General features: G+C 70.0%; 17 protein-coding genes. 15 read left to right on the top strand and 2 right to left on the bottom strand.

The window, feature by feature from the left end; genetic code table 11:
• Positions 1 to 51 precede the first annotated feature (51 nt).
• Positions 52 to 603, bottom strand: coding sequence for a YceI family protein (locus B4M62_RS00845; RefSeq protein WP_290703736.1), 552 nt, complete (start codon positions 601 to 603; stop codon positions 52 to 54).
• Positions 604 to 811: 208 nt separating this feature from the next.
• Here B4M62_RS00845 and rplM point away from each other — a divergent pair, with 208 nt between their 5' ends.
• The 4 genes from rplM (at position 812) to B4M62_RS00865 (ending at position 3,868) form a co-directional block, all read left to right on the top strand.
• A complete protein-coding gene (rplM, locus tag B4M62_RS00850) occupies positions 812 to 1,255 on the top strand; it encodes a 50S ribosomal protein L13 (RefSeq protein WP_290703739.1) in 444 nt (147 codons plus the stop codon).
• Positions 1,252 to 1,779: a 30S ribosomal protein S9 gene (gene rpsI / locus B4M62_RS00855; RefSeq protein ID WP_290703742.1), complete on the top strand. Its 528-nt coding sequence runs from the start codon at positions 1,252 to 1,254 to the stop codon at positions 1,777 to 1,779. Before rplM ends, rpsI begins: the two co-directional genes overlap by 4 nt.
• A gap of 77 nt (positions 1,780 to 1,856) precedes the next feature.
• On the top strand, positions 1,857 to 3,200 hold the full coding sequence (gene glmM, locus B4M62_RS00860) for a phosphoglucosamine mutase (protein ID WP_290703781.1): 1,344 nt from the start codon (positions 1,857 to 1,859) through the stop codon (positions 3,198 to 3,200).
• Positions 3,201 to 3,343: 143 nt separating this feature from the next.
• Positions 3,344 to 3,868, top strand: coding sequence for a hypothetical protein (locus B4M62_RS00865; RefSeq protein WP_290703745.1), 525 nt, complete (start codon positions 3,344 to 3,346; stop codon positions 3,866 to 3,868).
• Positions 3,869 to 3,890: 22 nt separating this feature from the next.
• Here B4M62_RS00865 and B4M62_RS00870 read toward each other — a convergent pair whose 3' ends face one another.
• Positions 3,891 to 4,772: an SDR family NAD(P)-dependent oxidoreductase gene (locus tag B4M62_RS00870; RefSeq protein WP_344716217.1), complete on the bottom strand. Its 882-nt coding sequence runs from the start codon at positions 4,770 to 4,772 to the stop codon at positions 3,891 to 3,893.
• Between the two features lie 120 nt (positions 4,773 to 4,892).
• Between B4M62_RS00870 and B4M62_RS00875 the strand changes: the two genes are divergently transcribed.
• The 11 genes from B4M62_RS00875 to tsaD all read left to right on the top strand — a co-directional run bounded on the left by B4M62_RS00875 (position 4,893) and on the right by tsaD (position 15,337).
• Positions 4,893 to 5,201: a hypothetical protein gene (locus B4M62_RS00875; protein ID WP_290703753.1), complete on the top strand. Its 309-nt coding sequence runs from the start codon at positions 4,893 to 4,895 to the stop codon at positions 5,199 to 5,201.
• Positions 5,198 to 5,659, top strand: a complete 462-nt coding sequence (locus B4M62_RS00880; protein ID WP_290703756.1) for a hypothetical protein — start codon at positions 5,198 to 5,200, stop codon at positions 5,657 to 5,659. The genes B4M62_RS00875 and B4M62_RS00880 overlap by 4 nt, the downstream gene beginning before the upstream one ends.
• A gap of 224 nt (positions 5,660 to 5,883) precedes the next feature.
• On the top strand, positions 5,884 to 6,834 hold the full coding sequence (locus B4M62_RS00885) for a chlorophyllase/cutinase-like alpha/beta fold protein (protein ID WP_290703759.1): 951 nt from the start codon (positions 5,884 to 5,886) through the stop codon (positions 6,832 to 6,834).
• Positions 6,835 to 6,849: 15 nt separating this feature from the next.
• A complete protein-coding gene (gene glmS, locus B4M62_RS00890; protein WP_290703761.1) occupies positions 6,850 to 8,712 on the top strand; it encodes a glutamine--fructose-6-phosphate transaminase (isomerizing) in 1,863 nt (620 codons plus the stop codon).
• A gap of 95 nt (positions 8,713 to 8,807) precedes the next feature.
• Positions 8,808 to 10,250 carry an NAD(P)H-hydrate dehydratase gene (locus B4M62_RS00895; protein WP_414651748.1) on the top strand — a complete coding sequence of 481 codons (1,443 nt, stop codon included), beginning with the start codon at positions 8,808 to 8,810 and terminating at the stop codon, positions 10,248 to 10,250.
• A 38-nt stretch (positions 10,251 to 10,288) separates the two neighbouring features.
• Positions 10,289 to 11,434 (top strand): alanine racemase, encoded by a 1,146-nt coding sequence (gene alr, locus B4M62_RS00900; RefSeq protein ID WP_290703768.1) that lies wholly within the window; start codon positions 10,289 to 10,291, stop codon positions 11,432 to 11,434.
• Between the two features lie 50 nt (positions 11,435 to 11,484).
• On the top strand, positions 11,485 to 12,639 hold the full coding sequence (locus tag B4M62_RS00905; RefSeq protein ID WP_290703784.1) for an alpha/beta fold hydrolase: 1,155 nt from the start codon (positions 11,485 to 11,487) through the stop codon (positions 12,637 to 12,639).
• The gene (gene tsaE / locus B4M62_RS00910; protein WP_290703771.1) at positions 12,636 to 13,094 is read left to right on the top strand and encodes a tRNA (adenosine(37)-N6)-threonylcarbamoyltransferase complex ATPase subunit type 1 TsaE; all 459 of its coding nucleotides are present in this window, start codon (positions 12,636 to 12,638) and stop codon (positions 13,092 to 13,094) included. The genes B4M62_RS00905 and tsaE overlap by 4 nt, the downstream gene beginning before the upstream one ends.
• Positions 13,076 to 13,801: a tRNA (adenosine(37)-N6)-threonylcarbamoyltransferase complex dimerization subunit type 1 TsaB gene (tsaB, locus tag B4M62_RS00915; RefSeq protein WP_290703775.1), complete on the top strand. Its 726-nt coding sequence runs from the start codon at positions 13,076 to 13,078 to the stop codon at positions 13,799 to 13,801. The genes tsaE and tsaB overlap by 19 nt, the downstream gene beginning before the upstream one ends.
• On the top strand, positions 13,801 to 14,292 hold the full coding sequence (gene rimI / locus B4M62_RS00920; RefSeq protein WP_290703778.1) for a ribosomal protein S18-alanine N-acetyltransferase: 492 nt from the start codon (positions 13,801 to 13,803) through the stop codon (positions 14,290 to 14,292). Before tsaB ends, rimI begins: the two co-directional genes overlap by 1 nt.
• A gap of 4 nt (positions 14,293 to 14,296) precedes the next feature.
• Positions 14,297 to 15,337: a tRNA (adenosine(37)-N6)-threonylcarbamoyltransferase complex transferase subunit TsaD gene (tsaD, locus tag B4M62_RS00925; protein ID WP_290703787.1), complete on the top strand. Its 1,041-nt coding sequence runs from the start codon at positions 14,297 to 14,299 to the stop codon at positions 15,335 to 15,337.
• Positions 15,338 to 15,394 lie beyond the last annotated feature (57 nt).

Genomic DNA, 15,394 nt, shown 5'->3' on the forward strand with positions numbered 1-15,394 from the left:
GGTTGGGGTGCCCACTCGGCGGGGTTGGGGTGCCCACTCGGCGGGTTGGGGCTAGGGACGCGGGAGCGTGGCGCGGAACTCCAGCTTCACCTCGTCGGCGACCTTCAGTGCACCCATCGCCAGCGAATAGGGCTTGAGCCCGACGGCCTTATGGCTCACCGTCGTGTCCGCGCTGAGGTGCCAGCCCTCATCGGTCTGGACAGCCGTGACGTCGACCTGCTTCGGGATCGTCGTGCCGGCCACCACCAGCTCACCGTCAAGGCGGTAGCCCGCGTCGGTGGGCGAGATGCGCGTGGCGGTGAAGGTGATGTCGGGGAACTTCGAGGCTTTCAGCGACTTCAGCGCATTGGATCGTGCCAGCACCCGTTCGGGCCCGGTCATCGGAGTCAGTCCGCCCTCCCCGCTACGCACCTGCAGTGAGTCCACTCCGACCCGGAGTTCCACCAGCTCGGGGACGGTGCCGTCGACGGTGACGGTCCCGGTCCAGTCCTCGAAATCGATCGTCAGCCGGTGTCCGGTCTTCGCCGCCGGGCCAGTCTTGTCGGTGGTGATCACCAGCTCGCCGTCGGTGGGACCGAGACTCCATTTCTGGGTTGCGCTCATGGTGCCAACCCTATCGGGCCCTGACGCGGGGCGCTCGCCGTTTTGACCCTGGTCACGGCGCTGCCGTATTCTGATCCGCTGGTGCGTCGGCATCGGTGCGCGCCTGGCGCGGTCCGATACCGGGGAATCTCGGGTCCCAACTGGTCGCCGAGTCCGACCCCGCTGCCGCATCCGACCAGCAGTCACGACAAAGAGTTGAGGACCAACCGTGTCTACCTACACCCCGAAGGCCGGTGACATCACCCGTACGTGGCATGTCATCGATGCCACCGACGTGGTGCTCGGCCGTCTCGCTGTGCAGAGCGCAACGCTCCTGCGCGGCAAGCACAAGCCGACCTACGCCCCCCACATGGACGGTGGCGATTTCGTCATCGTGATCAATGCCGACAAGGTCGCCATCACCGGCAACAAGGCCACCGGCAAATTCAAGTACCGCCACTCCGGGCACCCGGGCGGCCTCAAAGCCGAGGCGATCGGTGACCTGCTGGCCACCAAGCCCGAGCGTGTCGTCGAGCAGGCCATCAAGGGCATGCTGCCCAAGACCAAGCTCGGTCGGGCCATGGGCGCCAAGCTCAAGGTCTACGCCGGCCCGAATCATCCGCACGCGGCGCAGCGCCCCGTCCCCTTCGAGATCAAGCAGGTGGCCCAGTGAGCGACGAGAACGTGACTGACGAGAACATCGAGGTCGTCGAGACCGCTGAAGCCGTCGAGATTGCCAGCGACGACTACACCACCGAGTCCGAGGCTCCCGCCGCGCCTCCGGTGGAGCGTGCGCCGGTCGTCATCGACCATCCGATCCAGACCGTCGGCCGCCGCAAGGAAGCCGTCGTTCGGGTCCGACTGGTGCCCGGCACCGGCGAGTTCCACCTCAACGGTGGCCGTGACCTGGCGACCTACTTCCCCAATAAGGTGCACCAGCAGCTGGTGAAGTCGCCGCTGGTCACCGTCGAGCGCACCGAGTCGTTCGACATTCACGCCCGCCTGCACGGCGGCGGCCCGTCGGGTCAGGCCGGCGCGCTGCGCCTGGCCATCGCCCGCGCGTTGATCGAGGTCAGCCCGGAGGACCGCCCGGCGCTGAAGAAGGCCGGCTTCCTCACGCGTGACCCCCGTGCCGTCGAGCGCAAGAAGTATGGCCTGAAGAAGGCTCGTAAGGCCTCGCAGTACAGCAAGCGCTGAACCGCGTGTCCGACTCCGATCTTCAGGATCGACTCGGCCCGCCCGCCGGTGCTCCCGGCACCGGGGCGAAGAGTCGCCTGTTCGGAACCGACGGGGTCCGTGGCCGGGCCAACGCCGAGCTCACTGCCGAGCTCGCGTTGCGCCTGGCCGCGGCCACCGCGGAAGTACTACACACCGTCGAACCGGGCTCGGCGGCGACCCGTCCCACCGCCGTTGTGGGACGTGACCCGCGCGCGTCCGGTGAATTCCTGGAGGCCGCGGTGTGCGCGGGCCTCGCCGCCCACGGGGTGGACGCGATCCGCGTCGGGGTCATTCCGACTCCGGCGGTCGCCTATCTGACCGGGCTCTACGACGCCACTTTCGGCGTCATGATCTCCGCGTCGCACAATCCGATGCCCGACAACGGCATCAAGATCTTCGGTCCCGGTGGGCACAAGCTCGACGACGACGTAGAGAATCGCATCGAAGCGGCCATGGCCGCCGTCGAGAATGTCGCCCGTCCCACCGGTGCGGACATCGGGCGCCTGCACGATGCCCCCGACGCCGCCCAGCGCTATCTCGATCACCTCGCCGGACAGATCACCACCGACCTGTCCGCGGTAACGGTGGTCGTCGACTGTGCGCACGGCGCTGCGTCGGCGCTCGGCCCACAGGCCTATCGCGCCGCGGGGGCCACCGTCATCCCGATCCACGCTGATCCCGACGGCCTCAACATCAACGACGACTGCGGGTCGACGCACCTGGGCAAGCTGTCCGCCGCGGTGCGCGCGCACGGCGCCGACCTGGGCCTGGCGCACGACGGCGACGCCGACCGCTGCCTGGCCGTCGACGCCGCGGGCGACATCGTCGACGGCGACATGATCATGGCGATCCTGGCCACCGCGATGGCCCGCCGGGGGTCGCTCACCGACGGCGTTCTCGTGGCGACGGTGATGAGCAACCTCGGTCTGCATCTGGCGATGACGAAGGCCGGTATCGATCTGCACACGACCGCCGTCGGCGATCGCTACGTGCTGGAAGAGCTGCGTCGTGGCGGCTATGCGCTGGGCGGTGAGCAGTCCGGCCACATTGTCGTGCCCGCCGCCGGGACCACCGGCGACGGCATCCTCACCGGTCTGCTGCTGATGGAGCAAATCGCGGCGACCAGGGAATCTCTGGCCGGACTCGCGTCGATCATGACCGTGCTGCCGCAGGAACTGATCAACGTCCGCGTCGCCGACAAGCACACCGTCGCCCGGGCCGAGGCCGTCCGCGACGCCGTTGCGTGCGCCGAAGCCGAGCTCGCCGGCCAGGGACGGGTCCTGCTGCGTCCGTCGGGCACTGAGCAGCTCGTCCGGGTCATGGTCGAGGCGCCCACCGCGGAGGACGCGCACGGCATCGCCGCACGCATCGCCGACGTGGTGGCCGCGGCCGGCAGCTGATCCCCCGCGGGGGTGTGCTGGGCATGGTGGGCCACACTCTGGCCGGTCTGCCGGGCGCGAGCGGGTCGCTTCCCGGTCTCGATTGGGCGGCGGAGTGCCATCGACGCTGGTGAGGGCGGAGCGGCAAAACTACTGTTACTGCTGTGACTGGTGTGACTAAGCGGGGCAAGAAGACAGTGCTGACGCGGGCGGCGATCGTGGCGGCCGTCGTCTTGGCGCTCGGCGTCGGGGGACTGGCGCTGGCCGGAATCACCGGAACGGTGTCGCCGGTGCCGTCCGCGCGCCATGCAGTCCTGGACTTCGGCTCCCTCGCGCAGAACCCATTTGGGCCGGCCCCCGTCGACAAGCCGAGCCAACGGTCACGTACCGGCAAACCCGCGCCGCGCCCGGCCGCGCCGCGCACCCGGGCCCACCCCGGCGGCAAAACGGCGCCTGGCGTCGGCCGGGTGTGCGGGCGGAGGCAGGCCAACCGGATCCAAACGACTCCGCGCGGCACGCTGGTATGCGCCAACATGGGGTCGGGGCGGCATCGCTGGGTGAAGGTCAACGGCGTCGACCCGCAGCTGCGCAAGCCGGGAAACAAGTGCACCGGGCAATACACGACGGCGCGTAGTCCGCGCGGCCTGGCGATGCAGTGCGCCCGGGGGCGCTGGACCTACGGGGCGTGACGCGGTCGGCCCCAGTGCGCCCTCACATCGCGCCGCGGGCCAGTAGCCGGTCCGACCATGATGCGGAGATGGCGGTGACCCCGCGCAGTGCCTTTGCATAGCGCGGCATGATCTCCAGCGGCCGGTGCCGGGCGGCGTGCACGATCCATTCACCGGCGGCGTGAACCGAGAGGGCCGGGGCCTGTGCGTACTCAGCGGTCGGCGCGATCATCGGGGTCGCGACGAGCGGGAAGCACACATTGGTCACGTGTACGCCGGTACCGATGAGCTCGGCGGCAAGGCTCCGGCCGAAGGTGGCCAACGCGGCCTTGGAGGCGCCGTATGCGGCGAACTTCGGCATCGCCCCGTTAGTGACGCCCCACGTGCAAACGTTGATGAAGTGCCCGCTGTCGCGCCGCAGGAACTCGTCGAGCACCCCGAGGGTCAATCCGACCGGGCCGAAATAGTTGATCGCCATGGTGCGCTGAAAGTCGTGCATCCGGGCCGTCGAGTCGGCGACGTCGCGGCGGATGGACCGGCCGGCGTTGTTGACGATGATGTCGGGCGTGCCGTGCCGGGTCAGGACCGCGTCCAGGATGTCACCCACCCCCTGTTCGGTGGACAGGTCGCCCGCGATCGGGAAGGCCGCGCCACCGTCGTCGGCGATCGCCCGGACGACGCGATCGAGCTCGTCGGCCCGGCGGGCCACCAGGACCACGGTCGCGCCTTCGTGTGCGAGCTGGTGGGCGGCCTCCTCGCCGATGCCCGACGACGCGCCGGTAATCAATACCAGCCTTCCGGACAAGTCGGCCGGGGCGATCGCGTCGGCCGCGTCGTGGAGGGTCAGCGCGCGACCCAGGGCGGCATGGGTGACGAATCGGCGGGAGCCGCCGACCAAGGTGCGAAAGGCATTGGTAACCACCATCCGAGTTAACCACTAGCGAGGTGGACGACCACCCAGGACCGGGTTGCGGTACCGACTACGATGGAACCGCTCGCGACCCGGCTGCGTCTAAGGACTATGGGTGTCGCGCGGGAAGTCGTGATGGATGCAAATGAGACGGCACGGTTGGCGGCCGACTGCCGCCGGGTGGCCGCTGCGATCGATGGGCACGTGGCAACACTGCTCACCGGGCGCTACCGAGGGGTGCAGGTGGACGGGTCCGCCGGGTACCGCCGGGCAGTCGAGGTGGTCGCCGCCCGCCTGGCCGAGCGCGCCGGCGAGCTGCGCGGCGCCGCACACGGACTGGTCGCCCGATCGTCGACGATCGCCGCCGTCGACGACGCGGCGGCCCACGGCATCACCGGTGCCGCCGTGTACCCGATGGTGGCACCAGCGATGGCGGCGCCGTGAATCCCGGTGCCCGACTGGCCGGAGCCGATCTCGGGGCCGTGTGGGCCGACAACACTCTGCTCCAGTCGGTCGGCGATGACCTGCGCAGCCGGTGGGCCGACACCGTGGCGCTGCGCTCCCGGACCGAGGGCATCGACCTGGCCGGGGCCGGCGACGACGACGACCCGCTGTCGATCGTGGCGGGTCTGCCGGAACGACTCCGTACCGACCTCGAGCTGCTCGACGGGATCCAGGAGGCGGTGGCGGCCGCGTGGCAGGGGGTGAGCGCGGTATGTGATCGTCTTGCCCGGGTGGTCGGCGACGCAGTGGCCGACCTCACCGCGGAGTTCGACGATGACGAGGCCGTCGGCGTCGAACGCGATGACCCGGCGGTCGGGTCCGCCCGCGCGGGTATCGCGCGGATCGATCACGAACTCGGCCGGCTCGACGGGGAGTTGGTCTTGATCGGCGGGCACTGATGGGCGGCCGGGAGGTGGCTGCCCGGATCCGTACAGTCACCGACGAGTGCCTGGCGGCGCTCGATGACACCGACCGCGACGCGACTGCGCTCGATGGCACTGACACCGAAAAGGCTCGCCGTCGGGGCGCTGCGGGGCAGCAGCCCGTGCCGCAGCTCGACGCCGGCGGGATGCAATCGCGGCGCCTGCGGCACCGCGCGGGGTGGGGGGCCTAAGCTCGGAGCGTGTTCGGCAACAAGAAGAAGCCCGCCCCGCCCCCGGCCGACGAACTGATGACCATTCTCGCGCGACGAGGCCCGCACACGGTGCTGCGAGGAGATCTCGGGTTCATCGGCGTCCCGGGTCAACTGTTCACGCCTGAGACCGGCAGCGGGCTGCCGGTGGTGGCCTTCGCGCATGCGTGGATGGCCGACCTCGGACGCTACCGGGATCTGTTCTTCCACCTCGCCTCCCACGGCCTCGTGGTCGCCGCGCCCGATATCGAGCGCGGGCCCGCGCCCTCGGATGCGGTGCTGGCGGCTGGACTGCGCACCGCGCTGTCCGCCCTGCCCGCCGTCCGGCTCGGCCTCGGTGAGTCGATTACCGTCGACCCCCGGCGGGGTGGGTTGGCCGGGCACGGCTTCGGCGCGGGTGCCGCCGTCCTCGCGGCCGGTCCGGCCGTGCTGGGCGCAACCGAACCGGTGTCGGTCGGGGCGGTCGCCGCCGTCTTCCCGGCGCCCTCCACCGATGCCGCATTCACCACAGCGACCGCGGTGTCGGCTCCCGCGATGGTGATCGCCGCGGACCGCGCCCTCGATACCGTCGACGCCAATCCGCTGCCCCTGGCGCGTGAACTCGGCGGTCCGGTAACCCTGCGCGCCGTGCCCGGGGCGACCGATCGCGGTCTGCTGCAGCGGCACACCCTCGCGTCGCTGATCGGCATCAACGGCGCCGATCGAGCCACCCACTCGGCGGTGCGGGCGTTGCTGACCGGATTCTTCCTGGCCACCGTCGGCCTCGACGACCGGTATGGCGCGTTTACCGACGAGGACGCGGTCCTGGGCAGTGTGCTCAACATCGACCCGGCCGAGCCTGACGAGGATGACCGGACCCACGTCGAAAAACTGCTCGGCGGGCCGCCGGCGGCGAAGAAGGGTGGGTCCTTCTCGGCGATTCGGGGGTTGCGCGGGCGCTAGGTATCCTGGAGAGCTATGTGTGGAATCGTCGGGTATGTGGGCAAGCGTCAGGCGCTGGAGATCGTCGTCGACGCTCTGCGGCGAATGGAATACCGCGGCTACGACTCTGCCGGGGTCGCGATCCTGGACGGCAACGGCGGCCTCGTCGTCGAGAAGAAGGCGGGTCGGCTGGAGAATCTCGACAAGCAGATCGCGCTGGTCGACCCGGCGACGCTGACCGGCACCACCGGCATGGGCCACACCCGGTGGGCCACCCACGGCAAGCCCACCGACCGCAACGCGCACCCGCACCTGTCGACCGACCACAAGGTGGCTGTCGTCCATAACGGCATCATCGAGAACTATGCGTCGCTGCGTGCCGAACTCGAGAGCGTGGGGGTGGAGCTTCACTCCGAGACCGACACCGAGACCGCGGTCCACCTCGTCCAGCACGCCTACGACGCGGGTGCGACGGCCGGCGATTTCGTCGCCAGCGCCTACGCGGTGCTGCGTCGCCTCGACGGCGCGTTCACCCTGGTCTTCACCCATGCCGACCATCCCGACACGATCGTCGCCGCACGCAGATCGACCCCGCTGGTCGTCGGTGTCGGCGACGGCGAGATGTTCGTCGGCTCCGATGTCACCGCTTTCATCGAGCACACCCGCGACGCCGTCGAACTCGGCCAGGACGAGGTGGTGGTGATCACCGCCGACTCCTACGCGATCACCGATTTCGACGGCAGCCCGCGCACCGGCAAGCCCTTCCACATCGACTGGGACCTCGCCGCCGCTGAAAAGGGCGGCTACGACTACTTCATGCTCAAGGAGATCGCCGAGCAGCCGGAGGCGCTGACCAACACCCTGCTGGGCCACCTGCGCGACGGCCGCATCGTCCTCGACGAGCAGCGCATCTCCGACGACGACCTGCGCGACGTGACCAAGGTCTTCGTCGTCGCCTGCGGCACCGCCTACCACGCCGGGCTGCTCTCCAAGTACGCCATTGAGCACTGGACGCGCCTTCCGGTCGAGGTTGAGCTGGCCAGCGAGTTTCGCTACCGCGACCCCGTGCTGGACCGATCCACCCTGGTCGTGGCCATCTCGCAATCGGGGGAGACGGCCGACACTCTCGAAGCGGTGCGCCACGCCAAGGACCAGAACGCCCGGGTGCTGGCGATCTGCAACACAAACGGCGCGCAGATCCCGCGCGAGTCCGATGCCGTGCTCTACACCCATGCGGGTCCGGAGATCGGCGTCGCGTCCACGAAGTGCTTCTTGGCGCAGATCGTCGCCGCCTACCTGGTGGGTCTCGCGCTGGCGCAGGCCCGGGGTACGAAATTCACCGACGAGGTGACTCGCGAGTTCTACGAGATGGAAGCGGCCGCGGCGGCGGTGCAGGACATGCTCGACTCGATGGAGCCGGTCCGGGAGTTGGCGCGCCACATGGCCGATCGCGACACCGTGCTGTTCCTGGGGCGCCACGTCGGGTATCCGGTGGCACTGGAGGGCGCACTGAAGCTCAAGGAGCTGGCCTACATCCACGCCGAGGGCTTCGCCGCCGGCGAACTCAAACACGGGCCGATCGCACTTATCGAATCCGGGTTGCCCGTTTTTGTCGTGATGCCATCGCCGGAAGGGCGGGCCGTGCTGCACTCGAAGATGGTCAGCAACATCCGCGAGATCCAGGCGCGTGGTGCGGAGACGATCGTGATCGCCGAGACCGACGACGAGGCCGCGCGTGCCGTCGCCGACCACTTCATCCCGATCCCGCGCATTTCGACGCTGCTGCAACCGCTGGTGTCGACCATCCCCTTGCAGGTGTTCGCGGCGACGGTCGCCGACGAGCGCGGCTACGACGTCGACAAGCCCCGGAATCTCGCGAAGTCGGTGACCGTCGAATAGCCGGCCGATGAATTCATCGCCTGGGGCGCAGATCGTGGACACTATGTCCAGCGAGACCAGCTAAGGCGATCATTCTGATCGGAGGGATGGACGTGATGCGGTATCCGACGGTTGCTCAGATCCGGACGGCCGAGCAGGACACCGGACTCCTGGACGACGGTGTCCTGATGGGCCGCGCGGCGCGCGGACTGGCGGTCGCCATCCTCGCCGCGCTCCGCGCCGATGGCGGGACCTATGGGCGCCGCGTGGGACTGGTCATCGGGTCGGGCGACAACGGCGGTGATGCCCTGTACGCGGGCGCCATCCTGGCCCGCCGTGGCGTCGATGTCTCCGCCCTGCTCGTGCAACCCGAGCGCGCCCATCGCGGTGGTCTTGCGGCCCTGCGCGGCGCCGGGGGACGGACGGTCGACCGCTTCGGCGTACTCGACATCCTCGTCGACGGTGTCGTCGGCATCGGGGGGTCGGGGCCGCTGCACGCAGACGCGGCGGCGGTATTCGCCGGCGCGGCGCGGAATTCGCCCGGCCTGACGGTGGTGGCCGTCGACCTCCCCTCGGGCGTCGACGCGGACACCGGCGTCGTGAATGATCCCGCCGTGCGGGCCGATCTGACGGTGACCTTCGGGGTGCCCCGTCGTGCCCACGTACTCGCCGCACCACAGTGCGGCCGGGTGATCGTGGTCGATATCGGATTGGGTCCCGGCGCGGACCGCGACGCCGTCTTGCAGTCGCTTTCCGATCTCGAGGTGGGTGCGGCCTGGCCGGTGCCCGGACCGGCCGACGACAAGTACCGGCAGGGTGTCGTCGGAATCGTCGCCGGTTCCGCGGCCTATCCAGGGGCGGCCCTACTGTGCACCGGGGCGGCGGTCCGGGCAACCTCCGGAATGACCCGGTACGCGGGCCCGGCGGCCACCGCCGTTGTCAACCGGCATCCCGAGGTCGTGATCGCCGACGAGCCCGCTGCTGCCGGAAAAGTGCAGGCATGGGTTATCGGCCCGGGTATCGGCACCGATGACGCCGCGCTGCGACGCCTGCGCACCGTGCTCGCAGCAGATGTGCCGGTCCTCGTCGACGCCGACGGGATCACGCTGCTGGCCCGCCATCGCGAGTTGCTGGCGGCGCGTACCGCGCCGACGCTGCTCACCCCGCACGCCGGCGAGTTCGCGCGGCTGACCGGCCGGCCACTCGGTGTCGACCGAGTGGCAGCCGTACTCGGCTGCGCCGCCGACACCGGTGCGACCGTCCTCCTCAAGGGGCGGGCGACGCTGATCGCGGCACCCGAGGCCGGCAGCCCGGTCTTGGTCAACGAGGCGGGCTCGTCGTGGGCGGCCACCGCCGGATCGGGTGACGCGCTGTCGGGCATCATCGGCGCCCTGCTGGCGACCGGGCTCGCACCGGCGGTCGCCGCAGCCATGGGCGCCCGGGTTCATAGTGGCGCCGCACACATCGCCGCCGGCACGCCGGGCGTGCCAATCGGCGCATCGGCGCTGGTAGCAGCCATCAGCGAGGCGATTCGGGTCCTGCGGTCCAGTGCGGGATGATCCCTCGATCCGCGGGAGTCTGAAACAATGATCTTTCGATGCACCCTTACGCAGGTTCTCCGGCCCTGGGCACCGCCACCATCGATCTGGCGGCCATAGCCCACAACCTCCGCGTCGTCGCCGACGCCGCGGAGGTGGGCGTGATAGCAGTGGTCAAGGCCGACGGTTACGGGCACGGCGCGGTCCCCGTCGCGCGGACGCTCGTCGGCGCCGGCGCGGTGGGCCTCGGCGTCGCCCAAGTCGCCGAGGCACTGGCGTTGCGCGCCGGCGCGATCACCGCGCCGATCACCGCCTGGCTGCATACCCCCGACACCGACTTCCAGGCGGCGATCGCCGCGGGCATCGATGTGGGAGTCTCCTCCTCGCGGCAACTCGCCGCCCTGGTCGCCGCTGCCGAGCACCTCGGCGAAACCGCGACAGTGACAATCAAAGTCGACACCGGCATGAACCGGAGCGGGGTTGCCCGCGACGAGTGGGCCGGGTTCGTCGACGACTTTGCCCGCGCCCGCGCCGCCGGTGCCGTGGCGCTGCGCGGCGTGATGTCGCACCTGGCCTGTGGCGATGAACCGGACAATCCTGCCAACACCGATCAGGCCGACCTTCTACGGGCGGCGGTCGCGGACCTCAACGCGATCGGGGCGATTCCCGAACTGGTACACCTGGCCAACTCGCCGGCCGCGCTGACCCGGCGCGACCTGGCGTTCGACACCGTCCGGCCGGGTGTTGCCCTCTTCGGCCTCAACCCCGTCCCGCAGCACAGCCGCGCCGATCTCATCCCCGCAATGACGCTGCGCACGGCGGTCTCCCTCGTCAAGCATGTGCCCGCCGGGGGTGGCGTCTCCTACGGGCACGGCTACGTCGTTCCCGCCGATACCGTCGTCGCCGTCATTCCCGTCGGTTACGCCGACGGCGTGCCTCGGGCCCTGTCGGGCCGGCTGCGGGTGCGCATCAACGGGCGGGACTTCGCCGGGATCGGCCGGGTCTGCATGGATCAGTTCGTCGTCGACCTGGGCCCAGCTGGTGGTGGTGTGACCGAGGGCGACGAGGTGGAGGTGTTCGGCACCGGCGCCGACGGCGGACCGACGGCTCGGGAATGGGCAGAACTGACCGGCACCATCGACTACGAGATCGTCACCGGAATCGGGCCGCGCATCGCGCGCAGGTACGTCGGGGGTTTGGCGTGACGGCGCGGTCGGCCGACGAGGGCGCGGGCGCCGAGAACCTCGGCGCGTCGGTGTCGCCGAAGCCGCGCCGCAAACCCAGCGCCGGTGTCTCGATCCTCGGCAGCCTGGCCGCCACCGGGGTGACGCGGCAGGTGACTCAATCGCGTGCGGGCCTGACCGATCCGTTCGCCGACGTCCACTTCGACTCGATGTACCGCGAGGACGAGACCTTCGTGGACGCCGATGACGGGGTACGGCTCGCCGCCCGCATTGTGAACGATGGCGATGACACGACCCTGACGGTTGTCTTCGTCCACGGGTTCGCGTTGCGGATGAGTTCGTGGTACTTCCAGCGCACCGCGCTCGCCCGGGCCTGGGGCAGCGCGACCAGGCTGGTGTTCTTCGACCAGCGCGGTCACGGCCGCAGCGACCCCGCTCCGGCTGAGACGGCGACGATGGCCCAACTCGGCGACGACGTCGCCGCCGTGTTGCGCGCGCTCGCCCCGGAAGGTCCCGTCGTCGTCGTCGGGCACTCGATGGGCGGCATGGCGACCATGGCGCTGGCCCGCCGACACCCGGCGTTGTTCGGGCCGGCCGGTCGGATTGTCGGAGTTGGTCTGATTGCGACGGCCGCCCGCGGCCTCACCGAGGCGGGAGTCGGTGCGGGGCTGCAGAATCCGGCCGTCAGCGCCTTCCGGCTGGCGGTGCGCCGCGCCCCCTGGTTCATCCAGGCCGGCCGCACCCGTGCCCGCCGAGCGCTGGAGCCGGTGCTGTTGGCGGCGAGTTTCGGGCCGGACTTCTACAGCCCGGCCACCGCGCGCGCGGTTGAGCGGATGATCCGGCAGACGCCGCTGAATACGATCGTCCAGTTCCTGCACGTCCTCGAGATCCACGACGAGTCGGCCGGGCTGCCGGTTCTGGCCACCGTGCCGAGCGTGGTGATCTGCGGCGACGAGGACTGCATGACGCCCTTCCCGAACTCCTATTTGGTGTACGGCGTACTGGGGGAGAACTGTCGGCTCACCATTGTCCAGGGCGCCGGCCACATGGTGGCGATGGAACGACCCACCGAGGTCAACGAGATTCTCGATGAGCTCGTCCAGCGGGCACGGGCGGTGATCACGGCCAGGGCGGCCATTGCGTCGCCCGTTGCCGAGCTGTCGATTCCCGACCCGGTCGCCGACCCGGTACCCGTGCGGCGCCGCTGGTGGGGCCGACGCCGATGACGCCGGACCGATCAGGGCAGGCGGTGTTGCCCGACGTCGTCGACACCGAGGAATTCGGCCGCACACTGGCGGTGACGCTGAAAGCTGGCGACCTGGTGATCCTCGACGGTCCGCTCGGCGCGGGCAAGACAGCGCTCGCCCGGGGCATCGGTGCCGGCCTGGGCGTCCTGGGTCGCGTCACGTCGCCGACCTTCGTGATCGCGCGCACGCACCGCCCGGGGACGGTCGATCGCCCTGGCATGATTCACGTCGATGCGTATCGGCTGGGTGCCGGTGCCGACCTCCTCGACGAGCTCGATGCGCTGGACCTCGACACCGATCTCACCGATTCGGTCGTCGTCGTCGAATGGGGCGCCGGCACGGCCGAGCGCCTCAGCGGGCGCCACCTGTTGGTGCGATTGCGCCGCGAACCCGAGTCCGATGTGCGCTCCGCCGAATGGCGGTGGTCGTCGTGAGTGGGCGGCGTGTTCTCGTCATCGACACCGCTACCGATGCGATCGTCACCGGCCTGGTGACCGTGCGTGCGGGCGGCGTCGACGAGGTGTCGTCGCGGACCGTTGTCGATCACCGTCGACACGCCGAGATGCTGACCACCCTCATGCGGGAGTGCTTGACTGAATCGGGCTGGCGTGGGGTCGATGTGGACGCCGTCGTCGTCGGGTGTGGGCCCGGGCCGTTCACCGGGCTGCGTGTCGGGATGGCGACCGCGGCCGCGTACGGCGACGCGTTGGGCATCCCGGTCTATGGGGTCGGCACGCTCGATGCAATCGCGGCGGCTGCGGCGCGCGGGTCGCAGGCGCGGTCGATCCTCGTTGTCACCGATGCCCGGCGGCGCGAGGTGTACTGGGCGCGTTACGCCGATGGCCGTCGAGTGGGTGGGCCCGGCGTCAGCGCACCGGCAGTGTTGCAGGCGGAGCTCGCCGCCGAACCGGTCGACCTTATCGCGGGCGGGGCACCACCGCACTGGGCGGGCGGCACCGAGCCGGCGTCGCGCAACCCGGGCCGCCCGGTTGTCGATGTCGCCCCGGATGTTGTCGGCCTGGCCTCCGTCATCGCGCCGGCACTGCTCGCCGGTAGTCCACCCGACCCGTTGGTGCCGCTGTATCTGCGGCGCCCCGATGCCGTCGAACTCGCCGATCAGAAGAAGAAGCGGGGCAGTTGATGACGGTGATCGACGAGCTGCGGTTGGCCGATGTTGCGGCGTGCGCGGAGCTGGAGAAGGAAATGTTCGCCGGTGACTCGCCGTGGCCGGCGGCGGCGTTCCGGGCCGAGCTGAAGGCCCCCTACAACCGCTACTTCGCCGCGCGCGACGCGCCGGGGCAGTCCCCGATCGGCTATGCGGGGATTTCGATTCTGGGTCCCGACGGCGACACCGAGTGTGAGATCCATACGATCGCGGTGGCCCTGACCCGCCGCGGGCGGGGAATCGGGCGCGAGTTGCTCGACAGGATGCTGGCCGTCGCGGCACAGCGCGACGCGCCGGTGTTCCTCGAAGTCCGCGTCGACAACGACCCGGCGATCGAATTGTACGAGAGCGCCGGGTTTGTCAAAGCCGGTATGCGCAGAGGGTATTACCAGCCGTCCGGTGCGGATGCCTTCACGATGATCCGTCCCGCGCCCAGCGGCAGAACCCCGGAGAATCCCGATGACTGATCGACTGACTGTGATGGGCATCGAGAGTTCCTGCGACGAAACCGGCGTGGGGATCGTCGAATGGGATCCGGCGTCGCCGAGCGGGCCGGTGCGGCTGTTGGCCGACGAGGTGGCGTCCTCGGTCGCCGAGCACGCGCGCTACGGCGGCGTGGTCCCCGAAGTCGCGTCGCGCGCCCACCTGGAGGCGATGGTCCCGACGATGCGACGGGCACTCGCGGCCGCCGACATCGACAAGCCGGATGCGATCGCCGTGACGATCGGGCCCGGGCTGGCGGGCGCGCTGCTCGTGGGCGTCGCCGCGGCCAAAGCCTATGCGCTCGCCTGGGAGGTGCCGCTGTACGCGGTGAACCACCTCGGCGGCCACGTCGCGGTCGACACGCTGGAGCACGGTCCGATGCCGCCCTGCATAGCATTGCTGGTGTCCGGCGGCCATACGCACCTATTGCGGGTGACCGATCTCGGGGCCCCGATCGAGGAGCTCGGCACGACTGTCGACGACGCTGCCGGTGAGGCCTTCGACAAGGTCGCGCGACTGCTCGGCCTCGGCTATCCCGGCGGCCCCGCGATCGACGCACTCGCCGTGGGCGGTGATCCGGCGGCCATCGCCTTTCCGCGCGGGATGGCCGGGCGGTCCGATGCGCGGTATGACTTCTCGTTCAGTGGGCTCAAGACCGCCGTTGCGCGTTACGTGGAGGGTTGTGAGCGGCGGGGGGAGGAGGTGCCGATGGCCGATGTTGCAGCCTCGTTCCAGGAGGCCGTGGCCGACGTGCTCACGATGAAGGCGTTGCGTGCATGTGAGGATTTCGAGTGTTCGACGCTGGTCCTCGGCGGCGGTGCGACCGCGAATTCGCGGATCCGGTCCCTGGCTGAGGAGCGCTGCGACGCTGCCGGGATCACGCTGCGCGTGCCCAAGCCGCGACTGTGCACGGATAACGGGGTAATGATCGCGACGCTCGGCGCCCATGTGATCGCCGGCGGTGCGCCGCCGTCGCCGTTGACGGTGGCGACCGATCCGGGGATGTCGGTGCAGATCAGCGCCTATTGACGATCGTGCCCAGGTTTTCGTCGATCGGCGGGATCTGCCTGTCTCTTATACACATCT

It is taken from the genome of Gordonia sp. UBA5067 (assembly GCF_002414845.1).
GTDB lineage: Bacteria > Actinomycetota > Actinomycetes > Mycobacteriales > Mycobacteriaceae > Gordonia > Gordonia defluvii.